At 66.8% G+C, this 20,780-nt stretch carries 23 protein-coding genes; 10 read left to right on the top strand and 13 right to left on the bottom strand.

Going from position 1 to position 20,780, the window contains the following annotated elements:
• Positions 1-27 precede the first annotated feature (27 nt).
• From CKW34_RS21545 to CKW34_RS21535, 3 genes are read right to left on the bottom strand one after another with little or no spacing between them, the layout of a single operon-like run.
• Positions 28-1,107, bottom strand: coding sequence for an NAD(P)H-dependent amine dehydrogenase family protein (locus CKW34_RS21545; protein ID WP_059384025.1), 1,080 nt, complete (start codon positions 1,105-1,107; stop codon positions 28-30).
• A 38-nt stretch (positions 1,108-1,145) separates the two neighbouring features.
• Positions 1,146-1,961 carry an acyl-CoA thioesterase gene (locus CKW34_RS21540; protein ID WP_059384026.1) on the bottom strand — a complete coding sequence of 272 codons (816 nt, stop codon included), beginning with the start codon at positions 1,959-1,961 and terminating at the stop codon, positions 1,146-1,148.
• Between the two features lie 46 nt (positions 1,962-2,007).
• Entirely contained in the window at positions 2,008-2,658 is a 651-nt protein-coding gene (locus tag CKW34_RS21535) for a TetR/AcrR family transcriptional regulator (protein WP_059384027.1), read from the bottom strand.
• Positions 2,659-2,837: 179 nt separating this feature from the next.
• On the opposite strand from CKW34_RS21535, the gene CKW34_RS21530 reads away from it, so the two are divergent.
• Genes CKW34_RS21530 through CKW34_RS21520 form a run of 3 tightly spaced genes read left to right on the top strand, consistent with a single transcriptional unit; the run spans position 2,838 to position 5,779 of the window.
• Positions 2,838-3,836: an acyl-CoA dehydrogenase family protein gene (locus CKW34_RS21530; protein WP_059384028.1), complete on the top strand. Its 999-nt coding sequence runs from the start codon at positions 2,838-2,840 to the stop codon at positions 3,834-3,836.
• The gene (locus CKW34_RS21525) at positions 3,820-4,995 is read left to right on the top strand and encodes an acyl-CoA dehydrogenase family protein (RefSeq protein WP_059384029.1); all 1,176 of its coding nucleotides are present in this window, start codon (positions 3,820-3,822) and stop codon (positions 4,993-4,995) included. The genes CKW34_RS21530 and CKW34_RS21525 overlap by 17 nt, the downstream gene beginning before the upstream one ends.
• Positions 4,988-5,779, top strand: a complete 792-nt coding sequence (locus tag CKW34_RS21520) for an enoyl-CoA hydratase (protein ID WP_016695483.1) — start codon at positions 4,988-4,990, stop codon at positions 5,777-5,779. Before CKW34_RS21525 ends, CKW34_RS21520 begins: the two co-directional genes overlap by 8 nt.
• A 139-nt stretch (positions 5,780-5,918) precedes the next feature.
• On the opposite strand, the gene CKW34_RS21515 is transcribed toward CKW34_RS21520, so the two are convergent.
• Positions 5,919-6,686 (bottom strand): SDR family NAD(P)-dependent oxidoreductase, encoded by a 768-nt coding sequence (locus CKW34_RS21515; RefSeq protein WP_016695484.1) that lies wholly within the window; start codon positions 6,684-6,686, stop codon positions 5,919-5,921.
• Positions 6,687-6,772: 86 nt separating this feature from the next.
• Here CKW34_RS21515 and CKW34_RS21510 point away from each other — a divergent pair, with 86 nt between their 5' ends.
• Positions 6,773-7,207, top strand: a complete 435-nt coding sequence (locus CKW34_RS21510; RefSeq protein WP_059384030.1) for a nuclear transport factor 2 family protein — start codon at positions 6,773-6,775, stop codon at positions 7,205-7,207.
• 73 nt (positions 7,208-7,280) lie between these two features.
• On the opposite strand, the gene CKW34_RS21505 is transcribed toward CKW34_RS21510, so the two are convergent.
• The 9 genes from CKW34_RS21505 to CKW34_RS21465 all read right to left on the bottom strand — a co-directional run bounded on the left by CKW34_RS21505 (position 7,281) and on the right by CKW34_RS21465 (position 14,908).
• Entirely contained in the window at positions 7,281-8,015 is a 735-nt protein-coding gene (locus tag CKW34_RS21505; protein WP_197700708.1) for an acyl-CoA dehydrogenase family protein, read from the bottom strand.
• Between the two features lie 68 nt (positions 8,016-8,083).
• Complete coding sequence (locus tag CKW34_RS21500) at positions 8,084-9,172, bottom strand: acyl-CoA dehydrogenase family protein (protein ID WP_059384032.1); 1,089 nt, start codon at positions 9,170-9,172, stop codon at positions 8,084-8,086.
• Positions 9,169-9,594, bottom strand: a complete 426-nt coding sequence (locus CKW34_RS21495) for a nuclear transport factor 2 family protein (RefSeq protein ID WP_059384033.1) — start codon at positions 9,592-9,594, stop codon at positions 9,169-9,171. The genes CKW34_RS21500 and CKW34_RS21495 overlap by 4 nt, the downstream gene beginning before the upstream one ends.
• Entirely contained in the window at positions 9,581-10,816 is a 1,236-nt protein-coding gene (locus tag CKW34_RS21490) for a metal-dependent hydrolase family protein (RefSeq protein WP_059384034.1), read from the bottom strand. Before CKW34_RS21490 ends, CKW34_RS21495 begins: the two co-directional genes overlap by 14 nt.
• Positions 10,817-10,994: 178 nt before the next feature.
• Positions 10,995-11,183 carry a ferredoxin gene (locus tag CKW34_RS21485; protein ID WP_059384035.1) on the bottom strand — a complete coding sequence of 63 codons (189 nt, stop codon included), beginning with the start codon at positions 11,181-11,183 and terminating at the stop codon, positions 10,995-10,997.
• Positions 11,180-12,472, bottom strand: a complete 1,293-nt coding sequence (locus CKW34_RS21480; protein WP_059384036.1) for a cytochrome P450 — start codon at positions 12,470-12,472, stop codon at positions 11,180-11,182. The genes CKW34_RS21485 and CKW34_RS21480 overlap by 4 nt, the downstream gene beginning before the upstream one ends.
• A 303-nt stretch (positions 12,473-12,775) precedes the next feature.
• Positions 12,776-13,102, bottom strand: coding sequence for a hypothetical protein (locus tag CKW34_RS21475; RefSeq protein WP_059384037.1), 327 nt, complete (start codon positions 13,100-13,102; stop codon positions 12,776-12,778).
• On the bottom strand, positions 13,099-14,367 hold the full coding sequence (locus CKW34_RS21470) for an aromatic ring-hydroxylating oxygenase subunit alpha (RefSeq protein ID WP_016695494.1): 1,269 nt from the start codon (positions 14,365-14,367) through the stop codon (positions 13,099-13,101). The genes CKW34_RS21475 and CKW34_RS21470 overlap by 4 nt, the downstream gene beginning before the upstream one ends.
• A gap of 4 nt (positions 14,368-14,371) precedes the next feature.
• Positions 14,372-14,908 carry a carboxymuconolactone decarboxylase family protein gene (locus CKW34_RS21465; RefSeq protein ID WP_016695495.1) on the bottom strand — a complete coding sequence of 179 codons (537 nt, stop codon included), beginning with the start codon at positions 14,906-14,908 and terminating at the stop codon, positions 14,372-14,374.
• Positions 14,909-15,204: 296 nt separating this feature from the next.
• Between CKW34_RS21465 and CKW34_RS21460 the strand changes: the two genes are divergently transcribed.
• The 6 genes from CKW34_RS21460 (at position 15,205) to CKW34_RS21435 (ending at position 20,777) form a co-directional block, all read left to right on the top strand.
• On the top strand, positions 15,205-15,516 hold the full coding sequence (locus tag CKW34_RS21460) for a hypothetical protein (protein ID WP_059384038.1): 312 nt from the start codon (positions 15,205-15,207) through the stop codon (positions 15,514-15,516).
• Between the two features lie 79 nt (positions 15,517-15,595).
• Positions 15,596-16,762 carry an acyl-CoA dehydrogenase family protein gene (locus CKW34_RS21455; protein WP_059384107.1) on the top strand — a complete coding sequence of 389 codons (1,167 nt, stop codon included), beginning with the start codon at positions 15,596-15,598 and terminating at the stop codon, positions 16,760-16,762.
• Positions 16,762-17,529: an SDR family NAD(P)-dependent oxidoreductase gene (locus CKW34_RS21450; RefSeq protein WP_059384039.1), complete on the top strand. Its 768-nt coding sequence runs from the start codon at positions 16,762-16,764 to the stop codon at positions 17,527-17,529. Before CKW34_RS21455 ends, CKW34_RS21450 begins: the two co-directional genes overlap by 1 nt.
• Before the next feature lie 92 nt (positions 17,530-17,621).
• Positions 17,622-18,794 carry a CaiB/BaiF CoA transferase family protein gene (locus tag CKW34_RS21445; RefSeq protein ID WP_228525822.1) on the top strand — a complete coding sequence of 391 codons (1,173 nt, stop codon included), beginning with the start codon at positions 17,622-17,624 and terminating at the stop codon, positions 18,792-18,794.
• On the top strand, positions 18,791-19,642 hold the full coding sequence (locus tag CKW34_RS21440) for an enoyl-CoA hydratase/isomerase family protein (protein ID WP_059384041.1): 852 nt from the start codon (positions 18,791-18,793) through the stop codon (positions 19,640-19,642). The genes CKW34_RS21445 and CKW34_RS21440 overlap by 4 nt, the downstream gene beginning before the upstream one ends.
• A complete protein-coding gene (locus CKW34_RS21435) occupies positions 19,635-20,777 on the top strand; it encodes a thiolase family protein (RefSeq protein WP_059384108.1) in 1,143 nt (380 codons plus the stop codon). Before CKW34_RS21440 ends, CKW34_RS21435 begins: the two co-directional genes overlap by 8 nt.
• The last annotated feature ends 3 nt before the right edge of the window (positions 20,778-20,780 follow it).

Genomic DNA, 20,780 nt, shown 5'->3' with positions numbered 1-20,780 from the left:
CGTTTCACCGCGTCAACGTTCGTCGACTCAGGCCAGAACCGGGACGACGAGCGGAAGTTCGACCGTCGTCCGGATACCCGGCCGCGCCGCGCACACCGCCGCGATCGAATTCACCGCGCGGTTGGCGGTGTAGGACGGGGAGATCTCGCTCATCCGCTCGAGGGGGATAGGGAAACGCATGTCGATGTCGAGGGGCGCGTCGCCGTCGACGGTGATGTGCCAGCCGGTCGCGTGCAGGTCCCAATCGGCATCGAGCTGATCGGTGCAGTACCAGGTGGGGCGGAACCGCATCAGCTCGCGGCCGTCGCGGATGCCCGACACCGTGATGCGTTGCGCGGCCACCGTTCCCGCTTCGATAGTGCCGGCGGCGATGGTGACCGTGGAACGTGCCGTGGCGAGTTCGCCCGTGGTCCGGATGGTGTCGAGGGTCAGGCCGAGCGCGTCGGCCAGGGCGGCCAGCGACGGTCCGAAATTGGACTCCACGTGGGCGAGCCGGACGTCCGCGAACTCTCCTGCATCGCCGCCGAATCCCATGACGTCGAACAGGATTCCGGGGGAGTCCCGTTGAGAGAGGTCGGCGTACTCGTCGATGGCGAGGTGGTCCATCCTCCGCTGGATGGAGGTCAGCACGAGCGGCACGGCCTCCGTGACGAAACCGGGACTGCTGCCGGTGCTGTGGATCGACGTACCGCCGAGTGCACACGCGGCCTCCACGGCTTCACGCGTCACCGGATCCATACCCGCCGGGCGGTGGAACTCTCCCCGGGTGGTGACGATGTTCGTGCCGGAGGCGAGGATTCGGCACACTTCGTCGAGGTCGAACAGCAGCGGCATGTACAGCACGCAGTCGGCCCCGAGATCGATGATCTCGTCGGCATCGTTCGTGGCGCGCACACCGACCGGGTCGCGTCCGCACAACTCGCCCGCGTCGCGACCGGCCTTGTCGTCGCTGTGCACGTACACGCCGACGAGTTCGACGGAGGGATGGTCGATCACCGCGCGCAGCGCGCGGGTGCCGATCGTTCCGGTCGCCCACTGCACCACGCGCAGAGGGCGGGGTGACGGAGTCTCGACGGCGGCATCGTCGGGGGCGGACTGTCGTTGCATGACACCTCGATCTCGATCGGTGTTCGTGGGAGGAACCGTCAGGGCAGGCGCAACAGGGCTTCCTGGGCGAAAGAGGCGACGAGAGAGCCCTTCTCGGTGAGCAGGTCGCCGCGGCCGAAGCACCGTCCGTGGGCGACGAGGGGACTGTGCTGACGCAGCAGCAACCAGTCGTCGCTGCGGAACGGGCGGTGGAACCACAGATTGTGCGAGGTGACCGCGGACGTGAAAGCCGTTCCGTTGCCGGTGTGGTCGAAGCCGTCGACGGCAAGAAGTGCGGTACCGATGAGGTTGAGGTCGGTGGCGTAGGCGGCGAGTGCCGGCGCGTACGCCTCGTCGACCTCGGGAGTGCGCATCCACATCTCGAACTCGGGCGCCGAGACTCCGCGATCCTCGAGGTCGGTCGTCGCGCGGGTCTCCCACGGGATCAACGAGAACGGGGCGCGCGTGCTCTCGTCGAACACCTGGGGTACGGACGGCACGGTCTGCACCTCGGGGCCGTCCTCGCCGACGTGCATGGACACCGATGCCGTGGCAAGGACGCCCTTCGACTGGCGCGCGACCGCCGTCAACGTGGCGAATGTCCGGCCCTCGTGCAGGCGGGTGATCTCGTAGCGGACGGGCTCGTCGGCGCGTCCTTCACGGGCGAAGACGGTGTGCAGGGATTTGATGCTCTTCTCGGGGCAGGTCAGCTCGGCGGCACGCACGAACTGACCGAGCAGCTGGCCCCCGAAGAGCCGGTGGTATTCGAGGTGCTGATTGCTGCCCTCGAACACCACCGACTCGGGGCGCTCCTCGTCCACGGGGGACGAGCGCAGATCGAGACAGGCGAGGAGGTCGTTCCACAACTCGGTCACGAGCCGAGTGTAAGTGAACTACTCCGATTTGAGAATGGTGTTCTCGTCAGCGGGCGGCGAATCCCTGCGAGCAGAAGTTCCAGACCTCGTCGGCCGTGATGGGACGGGTCGTGCTGTCGTCGCCTCCGCTCGACTGAGCGATGAACATCACGGTCTGCATCGTCATGGCGGCCATCCGCTTCGGGTTCAGCCCCTCGCGGAGGCTGCCCTCGGCGTCGACCTTCTCCATCAGCTCCGTGAACAGCGCGAGCATCGGTGCATGCGCGACCTTCACCTCGGCAGGATGGGTGAGCAGCAGCTGCGGCGCGAAGTCGGTGAACAGCGGTCGCTGGGCCGTCGGGTCGGGCCGGGACGACTCGAACAGCAGTTCCACCGCGACGCGCAATTGGTCGAGAGGGGCCTTCTCGCCGGCGGCAGCGGCACGGATCTGATCGGCAGAGCGGCTCAGGGCATCTTCGAAGAGCGCGAGCAGCAGCTCGTGCTTACCGTCGAACTGCAGGTAGAAGCTGCGAAGCGACTGCTTCGAACGGTCGACGACCTCCTGGACCGTGAAGTCGGTGCTGCCCTTTTCCGTGATGATCGCCTGCGCTGCGTCGAGGAAGCGCTGTACGCGCTGCTCGGCGCGCAGTTTGGCGGTCCGGATGGAGCGCTCGACTGCGCGTTGCTTCCAGGCCGGTTCTTCGCTGGCGCCCGTCACTGCCCGGATCGCCCTGTGTCGCGTGGAGTGGACATAGGAGCACTGTACCGGAGAGTAGGGACGCATTGCGGGACTGTCCTTCCGTTCCCCGCACTGATTCGAGACTATTACTATCTCGAAAAGAGAATGTTATTCTCATCGCGATACCAGGCTCAGCGCCAGGAAGGAGGCAAGTCGGAATGCTTTTCGAGTTCGACTCCGATCAGCAGTTGTGGCAGAAGACCGTCCGGGAAGTGACGGCGAAGGAATGCCCGTCGACACTCGTCCGCACCGTCGTCGACAACGGCGCCGATCCGGCCCCGTTGTGGAAGACCTATGTGGGCCTGGGATGGACGGAACTGGTCGAGTCCGAGGCCGCAGTGGAGCTCGCGATCGTCCTGGAGGAACTCGGCCGGACAACCGACCCCACCCCCTTCCTGGCCACCACCACCCAGTTCGCCCCGCTCGTCGCCGGCCGGACGCAGCCGGACCGTGCGGGCGCCGCCGTCTACGAAGGTGTCTCCGCCGTACGCGACGCGGACGGCTGGCTGCTCCGCGGCACCGCGCACCGCGTGCTCGACGGCGACCGTGCCGACGACATCGCCGTCGTCACCGAGGCAGGTGTGTTCACCGTTCGGGCCGATCAGGTGTCGGCCCGCCGTACCTCCGCCTTCGATCCGGTCCTGCACCTGGCCGACATCGTCTTCGACGACGTGCGGGTCGAGGCGGACCCGGACACCGACGTCGACGTGGAGAAGGCACGGCACGTCGCCCTCGCGGGACTCGCCGTCACCATGGTCGGTGCCTGTCGCCGCATCCTGGATCTCGCGCTCGACCACGTGCGCAACCGCCAGCAGTTCGGTGTGCCGATCGGGTCGTTCCAGGCCGTCAAGCATCGCGCCGCCGACATGCACGTCGCCGTCGAACGTGCCCGCGCCCTCGCGTATTTCGCGGCACTGACGATCGCGGAGGACGACCCGCGTCGTCGTCTCGCCGCCTCCATGGCCAAAGCTGCTGCGGGAGAATGCCAGTCGACGGTCTTCCGCAGCGGTCTGCAGTTGTTCGGTGCCATGGGCTTCACCTGGGAGAACGACCTGCAGTTCGCGCTCAAGCGTGCCCGGGCGGGGGAGCACATGCTCGGATCCGCCGCGGAGCACCGCGCACTGATCGCCGAGGAGTACCGTGCAACTCTCGTTTGATTCCGACGTCGAGGAGTTCCGCGCCGAGTTCGTGGCCTTCCTCGACGAGCACCTGCCCGATCCGTCCGAGGCCACAGTCCGCGCCCGGTCGAGCGCCGACGTCCCCGAATGGGCACGCCGCTGGCAGCGGGTCCAGTTCGACCACGGTTGGCTACTGCCCGGCAACCCACCCGAGTTCGGCGGCCGCAACGCGACGATCCTGCAGCAGTACGTCCACCTCGAGGAACTGTCGAAGCGGCGGATCTACCACAGCTTCAACCCGCAGGGGCTCGGCATCATCGCGGCCTCGCTGCTGTCGTTCGGCACGGACGAACAGAAGCAACGCTGGGCGGTGCCCATCCTCCGAGCGGAGATCACCGCGGCCCTCGGAATGAGCGAGCCCGGCGCGGGTTCCGACCTCGCTTCCCTGCGCACCCGGGCGGTGCGCGACGGCGACCACTTCGTCGTCAACGGCCAGAAGGTGTGGACCTCCGGTGCCCACGACGCCGACGTGCTGCTGACCTTCGTCCGTACCGACCCGGATGCTCCGAAGCACAAGGGGATCAGCGTCCTGCTCATCCCCACCGATCTGCCCGGCGTCGTCCGCAGGCCGTTCCCGTCGGTCGCCGACGGCGACGACCGCGACTTCAACGAGGTGTTCTTCACCGACGTGCACGTGCCCACCGAGAACCTCATCGGTGAGTTGAACGGCGGCTGGTCGGTCGCGAACGGATCGCTCGGGCACGAACGCACCCTGCTGTGGCTCAGTTTCGCCGACCGGCTGCAGGACCTCGTCGAGGACTTCCACCCCCGCACGGTGCTCGACCGCGACCGCTACGCCACACTCGTGATGGACCACCAGGCACTGAAGCTGCTCGGCTCGGCTGCCCTCGTCCGCGAATCCCGCGGAGCGCAGGACGTTCCTGCCCTGTCGGTGCTCAAGCTCCTCGGCTCCGAGGCAGTCCAGACCGCCGCCGAACACGCCCTCGACGCGGCGGGCCCGGACGGTCTCGTCCATCCGGCGACGACGTCGGCATACGTGCCGTGGAATCTCGACAACTTCTCGTCGAGCTGGTTCGAGAGGTTCGTGCGGAGCTTCGCCGGCACCATCGCGGGTGGCACGTCGGAGATCCAGCGCAACATCATCGCCGAACGCGTCCTTGGCCTGCCCCGTGGCTGACAAGTACATCGGGTACGAGACCTCCGACCGGATCGCGACCATCACGCTGAACCGGCCGGAGGTCGCCAACGCGCAGAACGGCGCCCTCCTGGACGAACTGGACGCCGCCTGGACCCGCGCCGGCGACGATCCCGAGGTCTCCGTGATCGTGCTCCGCGCCGAGGGCAAGCACTTCTCGGCCGGGCACGATCTCCGCAGCGGGGAACCGGTTCCGGACAAGATCACCCTCGAGATGATCTACCGCAACGAGTCCCGGCGTTATCTCGAGTATTCGCTGCGGTGGCGCAACATCCCGAAGCCGTCCATCGCCGCGGTGCAGGGCCGGTGCATCTCCGGTGGCCTCCTGCTGTGCTGGCCGTGCGATCTCATCGTCGCGGCCGACGACGCGTCGTTCTCCGATCCTGTGGTCCTCATGGGTATCGGCGGCGTCGAATATCACGGGCACACGTGGGAACTCGGCCCACGCAAGGCCAAGGAGATCCTCTTCACCGGCCGGCCGGTCACCGCGGAGGAAGCGGAGCAGACGGGCATGGTGAACCGCGTCGTGCCCCGCGCCGATCTCGACACCGAAGTACGCACGCTCGCCGAGCAGATCGCGAAGATGCATCCCTTCGGCCTGCGGCAGGCCAAGCGGGCCGTCAACCAGACCCTCGACGTGCAGGGCTTCTACGCCGCGATCCAGTCGGTCTTCGACATCCACCAGACGGGCCACGGCAACGCTCTCAGCGACAGTGGGTGGCCGGTCCTGATGAATCTCGACGAGATGAAGGACAACATCCGCTAGCGCACGGGGCATTCGCTACCGCTTTCGCCATTCGCCGCGGAAATTGTTGTAGCGCATGGTGATTCCTGTAGCCGATGGACAACGCAGTTACGTGTGGGGCCGCCTCCGAATCCCGGAGGCGGCCCCACACGCGTGTGTCTCAGACCTTACGGGTGACACCACCGTCGACGCGGATGATCGCGCCGGTGGTGAAACTCGACGCGTCGCTGGCCAGATGGAGTGCGAGTGGCGCGACCTCCTCGGGCCGGCCCATGCGACGCAACGGCACGAAGGATGCCTCCTCGCCTTCCGGCGGAGCCCATGCCTTCGACAGGTCGGTGCGGAACGGACCTGGAAGGATCGAATTGACACGCACTTTCGGTGCGTAAGCCTCTGCCAGGCCCACCGTGAGGGCGTTCAGGCCGGCCTTCGCGCATGCGTAGGGGAGTTCGCGCACGCTCGCCGTGAGCGACCCGGCGGTGCCGATGTTGACGATCGACCCGCCGTCGTGCTCCGCCATGTACGTGCCGGCGCGGACCGCGAGCCGGAACGGTCCCTTGAGGTTCACGCCGAAGGTCTTGTCGTACAGCTCTTCGGTGATGGATTCGAGATCCTGGTAGAGCGGCGACATTCCGGCATTGTTGACGAGGATGTCGAGGCGCCCGAAATGGTCGAGGGTCGTGTCGACGAGCGTGTTGCAGTCGTCCCACTGTCCGACATGGCAGGCGACGGGGAGCACCTTGCTGCCGGTCGATGCCTCGATCTCCTTCGCGGCGAGTTCGCACGCGTCGAGCTTGCGGGAGGCGACGACGACGTCGGCGCCGTGTTCGGCGAGGATCTGCGCGATGGCGCGGCCGATGCCACGCGAACCACCTGTGACGACAGCAGTTTTCCCGCTCAAATCGTGAAGAGAGTCAAGTTGTCCCATATACGGATCATGCCTCAGAACAAGGGTATTGGAAAGGGGGTTCTCTTCTGAAAGAATGAAATTCCGGACGAAGTCGAAGGAGCCTCATGACGCCCGACGAGCTGTGCGACAAGTACGCCATCACCGAACTCCTCTACCGCTATGCAACGGCGGTGGACACCAAGGACTGGAAGAAGATGGAATCGGTCTTCACCGAGGATGCCCATCTCGACTACAGCTCCGTGGGATACCGGCCCGGACCGAGGGACGAAGTGCTCGCGCAGCTGCAGAAGGCGTTGTCGTACCTGCCGATGTCGCAGCACTTCGTCACCAACGTCGAGGTCGACCTCGACGGCGACCGGGCGACGGTGCGGGCGATGTTCTACAACCCCATGCAACTCCCCGGCGTCGACGGCCTGACCTATTGCGGGGGCAACTACCACCATGAGGTCGTGCGCACGGAAGACGGATGGAAGAGTTGCCGGCTCACCGAGGAGAGCCTGTGGTTCTCGAACCATCCCGATCCGTCGAAGAACATGTAGCGACGCGTCCGTAGACGAAAGGCGTGGACATCCCGTACTCCAGGGTGTCCACGCCTTCGTCGCATGCGGACGGTCAGAGGTGCACCAGGCGCGGCGCCGAACCCTCCGCGCGGATGAGGGCACCGGCCTCGCGGGTCAGTTCCCGTGAACTGCCGAGCAGACCGTCGAGCACCAGTGCCCGTTTGATGTGTCGGTGCAGGTCGTGCTCGGCGGTGAAGCCGATACCGCCGAGGACCTGCTGGCAGTGCCGTGCCGCGATGATCGCCGCGCGACCCGCGGCGGCCTTCGCGAGCAGGGAACCGAGCTCGTCGGTGGCGGCACGCAGGGTGGCCTCCGCGCCCTCGACGGCGACGTACGTCTCCGCGAGCCGGTGCCGCACCGCCTGGAAGCCGGCGATCGGCTTGCCGAACTGCGTGCGGTCGAGAGCGTGGGTACGGGCCGAGTCGAGCATCGCTCGGCTCGTTCCGACCAGCCACCAGCCGAGCGCACGACGTGCCGCTGCGACCGGCACCGGATCACCGGATCCGACCGTCGCGATCGGCAGTTCCGCGTCGAGCGCGGTGGTGTCCCGGTCCTCGCGTGCCCACTCGATCCACTGTCGGCCGGTGTAGGGGAGGGGTACGACCCCACCGGCCTCACGACCCGCGTCGACGAGCACGACGTCGTTGATCACCGGGGCGTGCGCGCCGGTCTCGCCGAGCAGTCGGAACACCATGGGGATCGTGTCGTCGGGCATCTCGGTGAGCATGTCGTGCCAGCCCAGATCGACCAGCGCCGCGTCGAGTGTGGCACCGGTCGTGCTCTCCATGGTCTTGCGCAGTGCGTCCTCGAGCAGGCCGAGGTCCGAATCGGGCGCCGGTGCAGTGCTGTAGGTCGTCACTCCGCCCCCAGATCGAGAAGTCGGCGCGCGACGATGTTGCGTTGGATCTCGGCGGTGCCGCCGTAGATCGTCGCCGCACGGGAATACAGGAATTCGGTCCGCCATTCGGTATCGGACAGTTCGAGCACGCCGGGAAGCAGATCCCGTGCGGTGTCGAACAACTGCTGTTCGGCGGTCGCGAGGAGGATCTTGTCGACGGAGGTCTCGGGGCCGAGCGAGGCGCCCGACGCGAGTCGCTGCTGGGTGGCGAGCGACCGGCACCGCACGGTGTGCAGCGCGAGGTAGGCCGCGCCGAGTTCGTCGTCCGCCGTCGAATCGGTCTCGTCCACAAGGCGATCCAACCGGGTGAACAGGTAGGCGATGCGGTGCCAGAAGCATGTCGACCGTTCGTGCGGCAGCAGATCCATCGCGAGCTTCCAGCCGTCGCCGGGATTGCCCAGCATGCGGTCGGCCGGCACGACGACGTCGTCGAAGTACACCTCGGCGAACTCGTCGACGCCGTGCATCGTGCGCAGCGGCCGGACGGTGATGCCCGGGGTGTCCATGTCGACGAAGAAGGCGGTGATGCCCTTGTGCCCCGGCGCGGTACGGGTGAGCAGCACGCAGCGGGAGGCGAACTGGGCGAGCGACGTCCAGACCTTCTGCCCGTTGATCACCCACTCGTCGCCGCGTTGCTCGGCCCGGGTGGACAGCGACGCGAGGTCGCTGCCCGAGCCGGGTTCCGAGAAGCCCTGGCACCACTGTTCCTCGCCGCGGAGCAGTTTCGGCACCATCTCCGCGGCGAGTTCGGGTCGCGCGTAGGAGATCATGGTGGGCGCGAGCACCTCGATCATCGAGTAGATGCCCGGCTCGGCGAGGTCGCGGGTCGCGACCTCCTCGCCGAGCACGGCACGCAGGACGGCCTCGCCGCCGAGTCCGCCGACCTCCTCGGGCCAGCCGTAGCGCATCCAGCCCGCGTCGTAGAGGTCCCGCCGCACGCGGGCGAGTTGTTCGACCTGTGCGTCGAACGAGTGATCCGGTCCGGGGGTCAGATCGTTCTCGTCGAGCCAGGTGCGGACGGCGGTCCTGAACTCGGTGACGTTCATGCCGGTTCGAAGGCGTGGGGGATGCCGGAGTCGTGGGTTCCGCTGCGGCGGATGAAGGTCATCGCGCGGGTGCGCAGACGCCAGCCCTCGGCCGTGCGGACGTAGGTGTCGTTGTAGTAGCCGATGCGCATGTCGTGCGTGGAATGCTCGACGAAGCACAGCGGCTGGGTGCCGGTCGCGGTGTCGCCGTCGATCTCGATGAGGGCCGTGCCCGTCATGAACAGGCCCTTCGGTGCGGCCGCGACGAGCTCGGGGAACCGATCGAGGGGGAATGCGTCGCCGAAGGCGCTGTAGGTGCCGTCGGGGGTGAACACCGCCACGACGCCTTCGACGTCGTTCTTCGTCATGTTCACCGCGTAGCGGGCGAGCAGCTGGTTGATCTCGACGAGGTCGTCGGTGATCGAACGGTCAGTTGTGGACATAGACCTTTCCGCCTTTCATCACGAACCGCACGTTCTGGGTGACGGTGATGTCTTCGGTGGGATCGCCGGGGACGGCGATGATGTCGGCGAGCAGACCTTCGGCGAGGCGACCGCGGTCGTCGACGCCGATGAGTTCTGCCGCATTGATCGTGGCGGCCTGGATCACCGCGAGGGGAGGGATTCCGCGGTCGACGAGGGCAACGATCTCGTCGGCGTTCTTGCCGTGGGGGATGGCCGGCGCGTCGGTGCCGACCGCGATCTTCACCCCGGCCTTGTATGCGGCGAGCACCGAGGTGCGTGCCTTGGGGAACATCTCGGCGGCCTTGGCCTGCAGCTCCGGCGGCGCGTGGGAGGTGTCCATCGCGTCGGCGAGACGGGTGGTGGGCACGAGCCATGTTCCGCGCTCGACCATGAGGTCGATGGTGTCGTCGTCGATGAGGAATCCGTGTTCGATGCAGTCGATTCCGGCTTCGATCGCGTGTCGCACGGCTTCGGCGCCGTGCGTGTGCGAGGCGACCTTCATCCCGCGACGATGTGCCTCGTCGACGATCGCGCGCAGCTCTTCGTCCGAATAGTGCTGGGCACCTGCGGATCCGGTCATCGACATGACGCCGCCCGAGACGCACACCTTGATGAGCTGGGCGCCGTGCTTGATCTGGTAGCGCACCGCCTTGCGGACCTCGTCGACGCCGTTGGCGATGCCCTCCTCGATCGTGAGGTCGAGGACGCCGGGCGCGAACGCCGCGAACATCGTCGGATCGAGGTGTCCGCCGGTGGGGGTGATGGCGTGACCGGCGGGGACGACGCGCGGGCCGTCCACCCAGCCCTTGTCGATGGCCGTTCCGAGGGCCACGTCGAGGAGGTATCCGCCGGTCTTGACGAACAGTCCGAGATTGCGGACGGTGGTGAATCCCGCGCGCAGGGTGCGGCGGGCGTTTCCGACGGCACGCAGCATGCGCAGGGGCGGGTCGTCCTGGACCGTCGAGTAGACGGGCTTCTCGCCGCGTCCACCCATGAGGAGGTTGACCTCCATGTCCATCAGGCCGGGCATGAGGATCAGGTCGCCGAGGTCGATGACGTCACCCTCGGGCGTGTCGCCCGAATTATCACTGTAGGTTCCGCCCACTCCGGCGATGCGGTCGCCGTCGACGCGGATGATTCCCGGGCGGACGATCTCGCCCGTGTCGACGTCGAGCAGTCCGGCTGCCTTCAGGGTCAGCATCGCTCGTCCTTTCATCGGAGAGCGACACATCATGAGAATGTCACTCTCATACCTTGATTATGAGGTTTTCACACAACCCCGGACGGCGTCAATCGACCCTCGATGGGAGAAACGAAAAAGGGCGTCGGCCCGGACCTTTCGGTCCGGACCGACGCCCGTGTTCGGTTTCGATCGTGACTCAGTCGAGCCGGATCGCCCTTTCGGGACAACCCGCTGCGGCCTCCCGCACGGATTCCTCGTGCTCGGCCGGGACCTCGGAGACGAGCGTGACCGCGTACCCGCCGTCGCTCAGGTCGAAGACCTCCGGGCAGGCGGCGAGGCAGACTCCGTGTCCGCGACAGGCGTCGTCGTCGACGAAGACCTTCACTTCGACTCACCTTCCGCCGGCGCGTACTCGAGGTGCAGGGCGAGCAGGCCGCGCAGGATGAAGGTCGGCAGGTAGCCGAACTTCCGGTCGTCCTCGGGGCCGTGCACCTTCTCGGAGATCCGGATCTCGCTGGTGCGCTCGAGCAGACGTTGGATGCCCACGCGCCCCTCGGTGCGGGCGAGCGGGGCGCCGGGGCACGAGTGCACGCCACGACCGAACGCGATGTGGGTGCGGGCGTTGCGGCGGTCGATGTCGAAGTCGTTCGGATCGGAGAACTGACGCGGGTCGCGGTTGGCGGCACCGTTGACCAGCATCATGATGGTGCCGGCCGAGACGTCGACCCCGCCGATGGTGGTGGGGGTCTTCGCGAGCCGGAAGTCGCCCTTGATGGGGCTCTCGAAACGCAGCGTCTCCTCGATGAAGTTCGGGATGCGGTCGGGCTCGCTGCGCAGGGTCTTCTGGAGTTCGGGCTGCTCGGCGATGATCCGCAGCGCAGAGCTCAGCAGACGCACGGTGGTCTCCTGGCCGGCGGAGAACACGTTCGCGGCGATGCGCAGGACGTCGTCGACGGGCGGCAGGGTGCCGTCGGGGAAGGTCGCGGTGGCGAGGCCCGTCAGCACGTCGTCGGTGGGGTTCGCGCGGCGGTCCTCGATGTACTGGCCGAACTTCTTGTAGAGGAACTCGAGGGGGTTGAGCTTCAGTGCTTCGCCTTCGGTGCTGCCGAGCGAGAACCCCTTCTCCACCTGGATGTTCAGGCCTTCGATGAACTCCTGGTGGTCGCTCTCCGGCACGCCCAGCAGGTCGGCGATGACGAGCATCGCGAACGGCGCGGCGAAGCCGGTGATGTAGTCGCCCTCGCCCCGGGCGAGCAGGTCGTCGAGGAGGCGATCGGCGATGCGCTCGATGAAGGCCTCGTTCTCCTTGAGGCGCTTGGGAGTGATGAGCCGCATCAGCAGGCCGCGATGGTCGGTGTGCTGCGGGGGATCCATGGTGGGGAGCTGGTCGTTCATCGGCAGCGAGGGGCGGTGCTCCTCGATGAAGTCGGTGATGTCGTCGCTCTCGGGGCAGGCCGGAAGGCCGGAGAACGGACCGGTCACCGAGATGCACGACGAGAAGGTCTGTTCGTCGCTGAGGACCTGGATCGCCTCCTCGTAGCCGGTGACCATCATGACGTTGTGGTGGGGTTCGCGCCTGACCGGGCATCCCTCGCGCAGGGCGTCGTAATAGGGGTACGGGTCCTCGACGAGATCCGGATCGGTGAAGAAGTTCTTCGTCTCGATGTCGGTCATGGTTCCTCCCGGGGCAGGCGGTGGGCTGTTGCGGAGTCCGGCCTCGTCCCGCGGCCGTCCCGCGCTCGAAGCCGTTTCTCGCCCGCACATCCAATCATGGGTCGGAAAGTCCGGCGCGAGGGGATCTTTCGTGCATATCGGACTTGTGATCGATCATGTGACGACGATCGACCAACTGTGTTCGATCTTGAAATATGGACGGCGTGGAACCGAAGAAACGACAACGCGCCCGTACTCGAACCCCGGAGGGTTCGGGTACGGGCGCGAGGTGTGCTCATCGCCGGAGTGTCCCGACGGGTGGCATCACACCACCGGTTCCTTGGTGATGGTGACCCAGGCGGCGCCGCTGTCCGGCACGCGGGGCTGCTTCCAGACCTCGACGGGGAACGAGACCATCACGAGCGACTGCATCAGGTGCATGAGCGCGCGGGCATCGTCGTCGAGGTCGTCCAGATCGAACTTGTCGAGGTAGGTGATGGCGTCCTCGAGCCGGCCGAAGGCGGCGTCGTAGAACTGCTGCATCTCGGGCATGCTCGACGCCAGCCGCTTGGCGTAGCGCTCGGGCTCGGTGGCCAGAGCCCAGTCGGCATACGGTTCGAGGTCGGCGAATTCGGTGGGCAGAGTCGTCACTTCTGGTACTCCTTGACGTAATCGGCGACGGTCTTGTGGAGGTGGCGCAGGAGGATTTCCTGGTCGTTGAGCGGGAAATCGGTCACTGCGCGGGTGCCGATCATGGTCTGGGTCGCTTCGAGGGTGTTCGCGTCCTGGAGCGCGTACTCCTTGAAGGTCACCGCGGCGAGTTCCTGCGCGAGGCGGTCGCGAGCGTTCTTCGGCGGGACGAAGTACAGGCTCGTCTCGAAGATGTGCTTGTCGACGGCGGTGGGCCAGTAGGTGTAGGTGAGGTACCAGCCCGGCTTCCAGATGAGCAGCGTCATGTTCGGGAAGAACTCGAAGCTGTCCTGGCCCCAGCTGTGGAACTTGGTGGGGTTGACCGCGGGCGGCAGCTGATCCTCGGCCAGGCCCTCGATGTCCGGGACGTCCCACGGACCGAACAGACCCGAACGCAGGACGCGCTCGATGGGCTTGACCATGTTGAGGTCCTTGGGCGGGGCCATGCCGCCCCACGAGGAGATCATCGAGTGCGGCGACTTGATGTCGTAGTGCAGTGCCTCGTAGCCGTAGCCGGCGAGCTTCTCGGCCTCGTCCTTGACCGCCTGCTTCATGTGCAGGATCGGTGCGTGGTAGAACTCGGCGAACGCGTCGATGAACAGCTTCCAGTTCGCGTTGATCTCCGAGCGGTAGCTGTAGACCTCGGTCATCTTGTCGAAGGGGTAGCCCTCGAGGCCCTTGGCGAAGTCGCCGAGGTAGTCGACGAGCGGTGCCGCATCGTCGTCGAGGTTGATGTAGATGAACCCTTCCCACGTCTCGCAGCGAACCGCCTTGAGTCCGAAGTCCTTCTTGTCGAGATCGAAGAACTCGCCCTCCTGCTGCACGAAGGTCAGATCGCCCTCGAGGCTGTAGCGCCAGGCGTGGTACTTGCAGGTGAACTGCTTGCAGCTACCGGCGGTCTCCTCGTTGGGGAAGTCGTTCCACACCAGCTTGTTTCCGCGGTGGCGGCACACGTTGTGGAACGCGCGGATGACGCCGTCGTTGCCCTTGACGATGACCAGCGAGGTGCCGGGCCCGGCCGACGGGATCTCCTTGGTGAAGTAGCTGCCGACGCGCGGCAGCTGCTCGACGCGACCCATGTAGAGCCACGTGCGCTTGAAGATCGCCTCGCGCTCCGCCTCGAAGAAGGCGGGATCGATGGAGTCGGTGTAGTCGACGGGTGCGGTGCCGAGTTCGGGATAGTGCTCGGTCCAGCTTCCCTCGGCCGGCTTGGTGAAGTGGGGCAAGGTTCTACCTTTCGTCTTCGAACTCGATACCGAAGGTGTTGTAGGCCATGGCCATCAGGCTGTAGCCACCCACGGTGAAGATGAGGTCCATCAGTTGTTTGGTGGTGAGATGCTCCGAGAGCGCTGTCCAGGTCTCCTCGGACAGGCGCGAAGTCTCGGTCAACTCCCGAACGGAGTCGAGCAGGCGCTGCTCGAACGGATCCTCGGCCGACCCGTCGACGGCCGCGGCGATCTCGTCCGGCGTGAGGCCGGCCTCGGTGCGCGCGATCTCGATGTGGTGCTCCCGCTCGTACGAGCAGTCGTGCAGTGCGGCGACCCGCAGGATCACGAGTTCGCGCAGCCTGGCCGGGAGTGTGGATCGGAACAGAAGATGCACGCTGAAGCCGAGAAAGGCCTTGGTCAACTCCGGATGGTGGACGAGCGTCGCCATCGCGGTGCCGGCCTGCTCCGGATTCCTCATGTGCCGGGGCATAAGACCTTTCAGTGCTGCGTCGACGTCCTCGTCCCAGAGTTCCGCCGGCAGCGGGGATAGCAGTGCCACATCAACCTCCTCCCTGTTCGAGAGAATTGCATTCTCATTTCTGATCGATAGATTTCCACGTCCGCGCCGGATAGTCAACGTTCCGCGAGAAATGGCCCGTTTCTGCTGGTGGGAAGCTCGCGCGCGGAGCGGCTGTCGCTCCACGCTGCCGGTGGAGGCATGAGATCTACGAGCCTCCCCCTCTTGTGGGCGGCGCGTCGCGAAGGTTGATTCTCCTCAAAAGAGAGGATAGTTTTCATCGCACGAGCCACCCGGGGTCGCGCTCGCCCGTCGAGCGATCGAAAGAGAGGTACGCCGTGACCACACCCGCACCACTTCGTCCAGGAGTGCAGCTCGCCGCCGCCGAAGGCTCCACGAGGGTCGTCGTCGTCCGCGCCCCTGCGGAGAACGCACAGGAACTCACATGCGGTGGCGCCCCGATGATTCCGGCGCCGCCGGGCCGACCCGAACCGTCGGCCGGCGACGCCGTCACCGTTCTCGGCAAGCGCTACGTCGATGCGGACGACACGGTCGAGGTGCTGTGCACCTCCTCGGGGCCCGGGGAACTCGGCTACGGCGGTATCCCCATGACTCTCAAGGCCGCGAAGCCGCTTCCCGCCTCCGACTGACCGACACGAAAGGGACCACCATGAACCTCGACGACGTGCAGCCCCGCCCGCAGGGCCGGCGGTGCCGACGATGAGCGGAATGAGTTTCGAACTCAGCGAGGATCAGGAGCTCATCCGCAAGTCGGTGGCCGAACTGACGAAGAGGTTCGACGACCAGTACTGGATGGAGAAGGACCTCGCCCACGAGTTCCCCTCGGAGTTCTACAAGGCCATGGCCGACGGTGGCTGGCTCGGTATCACCATGCCCGAGGAGTACGGCGGGCACGGATACGGCATCACCGAGGCCACCCTGTTGCTCGAGGAGGTCGCGCGTTCGGGCGGCGGCATGAACGCCGCGAGCTCGATCCACCTCAACATCTTCGGCATGCAGCCGGTCGTCAAACACGGCTCCGACGAGCTCAAGGCCCGCACCCTGCCCCGCATCGTCAGCGGCGACCTGCACGTCTGCTTCGGTGTCACCGAACCCGGCGCAGGCCTCGACACCTCGCGGATCACGACCTTCGCCCGGCGGGACGGCGACCACTACGTCGTCAACGGCCGCAAGGTGTGGATCTCGAAGGCACAGGAATCCGAGAAGATCCTGCTGCTGACCCGCACCCAGCGGTACGGCGAGGTGCAGAAGAAGACCGACGGCATGACGTTGTTCCTCACCGATCTCGACCGCAGCCGCGTCGACATCCGGCCCATCCGCAAGATGGGGCGCAACGCCGTCACGTCGAACGAGCTGTTCATCGACGACCTGCGGGTGCCGGTGGAGGACCGCGTGGGTGAGGAGGGGAAGGGTTTCGAGTACCTGCTCGACGGCCTCAACCCCGAACGCATGCTCATCGCCGCCGAGGCCCTCGGCATCGGTCGCGTGGCGCTCGACAAGGCGGTCAGGTACGGCAACGAACGCGAAGTCTTCGGCCGCCCGATCGGCATGAACCAGGGAATCCAGTTCCCCCTCGCCGATTCGCTCGCCCACCTCGATGCCGCCGAACTCGTCCTGCGCAAGGCGACCTGGCTCTACGACAACGGCAAGCCGTGCGGACGGGAAGCCAACACCGCCAAATACCTCTGTGCCGATGCGGGATTCACCGCTGCCGACCGTGCGCTGCAGACGCACGGCGGCATGGGCTACTCGGAGGAGTACAACGTCTCGCGGTACTTCCGCGAAGCGCGCGTCATGCGCATTGCACCGATCAGCCAGGAGATGATCCTGAATTTCCTGAGCTCACACACTCTGGGACTGCCGAGGAGCTACTGATGGCCGTGAACAATTCTCTCTTCGATCTCACCGGGCGGTCGGCCGTGGTGACCGGCGCGGCCGGCGGTATCGGCTCGGCCGTCGCCGAAGCCCTCGCGGCCGCCGGTGCGGCCGTGCTCGTCACCGATGTGAACGGCGACGCCGCAGCCGCTGTCGCCGAACGGATCTCGGTGAACGGCGGTAAGGCCGACAGCGCCGCGCTCGACGTCCGCGACCGGGAGGCGGCCGACGCCGCGATGGCGCGTGCCGCCGGCCTGACCGAGGGGGTGCTCCACATCCTCGTCAACAATGCCGGTGTCACCGACCCGGCGATGTTCGCCGACACCACCGTCGACTCGTTCCAGCGCATCCACGACATCCACGTGCTCGGTGCCTTCAACTGCTCGCAGGCGGCGCTGCCCTTCCTCGCCACCGACGGCAAAGGGCGCATCATCAACGTGACCTCCTCGGCGGGCATCACAGGCACTCTCGGACAGGTGAACTACTCCGCGGCCAAGGCGGGGATCATCGGCATCACCAAGTCGCTCGCCCGCGAGCTGGCCCGCAAGAACATCCTCGTCAACGCGCTGGCCCCGCTCGCCGCGACTCCCATGACGGAGACGATCCGCACCAACGAGAAGTTCGCCGCGAACATGCTCAACCGTATTCCGCTGCGCCGCTGGGCATCCCCGGAGGAGGTCGCCGGAGCGTTCGTCTTCCTCGCCACCGACGCAGCATCGTTCGTCACCGGGCAGGTCCTGCCGGTCGACGGCGGCATGGTGATGTGATGACCGGGACGGTGACAACAGGTTCTGTGGGCTCGGACGGCCCGCTCGCGGGCGTCACCGTCGTCACCCTCGAGCAGGCCGTGTCGGCACCGATGTGCACGCGGACGCTCGCCGACTTCGGTGCGCGGGTCATCAAGATCGAGAACCCTCGCGGTGGTGACTTCGCGCGCGACTACGACGACGTCGTCGGCGGCATGGCCGCACACTTCGTGTGGGCCAACCGCGGCAAGGAATCGGTGACACTCGACCTGAAGTCGGATGACGGGATCGCGGTGCTGCACCGGATCCTCGCCCGCTCCGACGTACTGGTGTCGAATCTGGCGCCGGGCGCGACCGCGCGACTCGGACTGTCGCCCGATCAGCTCGAGGAACGCTATCCCGAACTGATCTCGGTCGAGATCGACGGCTACGGCCCCGGCGGTCCGCTCTCGCACAAACGCGCCTACGACCTTCTCGTCCAAGCGGAGTCGGGGGCGTGCGCGGTCACCGGCCATCCCGGCATGCCGGCGAAACCCGGGCCGCCCGTCGCCGACATCACCACCGGCCTGTACTCGGCCGTGTCGATCCTCGCCCTGCTGTGCGGCAAGGAACGGCACCGCGGCCGCGGCGGCAGCCTGTCGAAGGTCTCGGTGAGCCTGTTCGACACGATGACCGAGATCATGGGATATCCGCTGACCTATACGCGCTATTCCGGAGTGAACCAGCAACCCCTGGGCATGTCGTCGCCGGCCGTCTCACCGTACGGGTCGTACCGCACCGCCGACGATCAGATGGTCGTGCTCGGCACCACCAACGACCGGGAGTGGCAGCGACTCGCGCGGGAGATCATCGAACGCGACGATCTGGCCGACGACGAGCGTTTCCGTTCCAATGCCGGTCGCTGCGAACATCGCGCCGTGCTCGACGAGGCGATCGCGCAGTGGTGCGCCCGGCACCCCCTCGCGCACATCCAGAAGATCGCCGACGAGGCCGGTATCGGCAACTCCCGGTACAACCTGCCCAGCGACGTGATCGCACATCCGCAGCTGCAGGCCCGCGATCGCTGGCGGGAGGTCGCGACCCCCAACGGGCCGATCGAGGCGTTGCTTCCCCCACCGGTCGTCGCGGGATTCGAACTGTCCATGGGCGCGGTGCCGGGGCTCGGTGAGCACACCGACGCGGTGCTGCAGGACTTCGGCATCACCGGCACCGAGATCGCGCGGCTGCGCGAGGCCGGCGCGATCGGCCCCGCATACCGCGCACCGGGTACGGAGGCGGCAGAATGAGCACCGATTCCCTCCTCGTCGACGACCGCGACGGGATCCGGACCCTCACGTTGAACCGGCCGCGTCGCAAGAACGCGATCGACGGTCCGCTCTGGCAGGCGCTGCACGACGTGCTCGTCGACACCGCCGACGACCCGGACGTGCGTGTCCTCGTCATCACCGGCGCGGCCGGCGCGTTCTGTTCCGGTGCCGACATCGCCGATCCCGGTGTCGCACATCCCTTGCGCAAGCTGCGCAAACTGACGGACGTCGCGTTGCTGCTCCACGAACTGCCTGTTCCCACCGTCGCGAAGGTCGACGGCGTCGCCTACGGGGCCGGTTGGAACCTGGCGCTCGGATGCGATCTGGTGGTCGCGACACCGCGCTCGACCTTCTCGCAGATCTTCGCCGAGCGGGGACTGTCACCCGATCTCGGCGGTACATGGCTGCTGCCGAGGCTCGTCGGTCTGCAACAGGCGAAACGGCTCGCATTGCTGGCCGAGGCCATCGACGCCGACGAGGCGCATCGGCTGGGGTTGGTGACGTGGATCGAATCCGAGGACGGCATCGACGCGTTCGTCGACGATCTCTGCGCTCGGCTGTCGGCCGGGCCGCCCGTCGCCCTGGCGCAGACCAAGGCATTGCTCAACGAAGCCGTCGACCGCGGCCTGCGGGATTCCCTCGCCGGTGAAGCGCGCGCCCAGGCGGTCAATTTCGGGACCGTCGACGCCCCCGAGGCGTTCCGGGCCTTCGCCGAGAAGCGCGAGGTCCGCTTCACCGGCCGGTGGGCACTGAATCCGGAACCACTGAATCCGGAACCACAGACTCCGGAACCACAGACAACGAGTGGAGAAGAAGTACATGCGTGAAGCAGTCATCGTCGAAGCCGTCCGCACGCCGGTCGGCAAGCGCAACGGGGGACTGGCGGGCGAGCATCCGGCGGATCTGTCGGCGCACGTCCTGCAGGCCCTCGCCGAGCGCGCGGCTATCGATCCGGCGGTCGTCGACGACGTCGTGTGGGGCTGTGTCTCTCAGGTGGGAGACCAGTCGAGCAATATCGGCCGGTACTCGGTCCTCGCCGCCGGCTGGCCCGAATCGATCCCGGGTACGACGATCAACCGCGCGTGCGGGTCGAGCCAGCAGGCGCTCGACTTCGCGGCGCAGGCGGTGATGTCCGGCCAGCAGGACGTCGTCGTCGCCGGTGGTGTCGAGGTGATGAGCCGTGTGCCGCTGGGCTCGGCACGGGCGTCGGGTCAGCCGTACGGACCGAAGGCACTGGCCCGGTACGACGGGTTCTCGTTCAACCAGGGCATCTCTGCCGAGAAGATCGCGCAGAAGTGGGGCTTCTCCCGGACCCGTCTCGACGAGTTCTCGGTGCTCTCGCACGAGCGGGCCGCCGCTGCGCTGGACCGCGGTGCGTTCGACGCGCAGATCGTCCCGGTGGCCACCGAGGCGGGCGTGGTGTCGGTGGACGAAGGAGTGCGGCGGGGATCGACCGTTGAGAAGCTAGCAGGTCTGAAGCCCGCCTTCGCCGAGGACGGCGTCATCCACGCCGGTAATTCGTCGCAGATCTCCGATGGTGCGGCGGCGCTGCTCGTCACGACGCCGGAGAAGGCCCGGGAACTCGGGCTCACTCCGCTGGTCCGGTACCGGGCCGGTGTCGTCGCCGGCGCCGATCCCGTCCTCATGCTCACCGGACCCATCCCCGCGACGGAGAAGGCCCTCGCGAAGGCCGGTATCGCACTGGGAGATGTCGGGGTCTTCGAGGTCAACGAGGCCTTCGCATCGGTGCCGCTCGCGTGGCTGGCCGAGACGGGTGCCGATCCGGAGAAGCTGAATCCGCTCGGCGGGGCGATCGCGCTCGGTCATCCGCTCGGCGGTTCGGGTGCGGTGTTGATGACCCGGATGATCCATCACATGCGTGATCAGAGCATTCGCTTCGGTCTCCAGACGATGTGCGAGGGCGGCGGGACCGCCAATGCGACCGTCGTCGAACTGGTGTGACCG

It is taken from the genome of Rhodococcus rhodochrous (assembly GCF_900187265.1).
GTDB classification, from domain to species: domain Bacteria; phylum Actinomycetota; class Actinomycetes; order Mycobacteriales; family Mycobacteriaceae; genus Rhodococcus; species Rhodococcus rhodochrous.
Note: the sequence above shows the minus strand (reverse complement) of the source record. Positions and strands in the feature narration are given on the sequence as shown.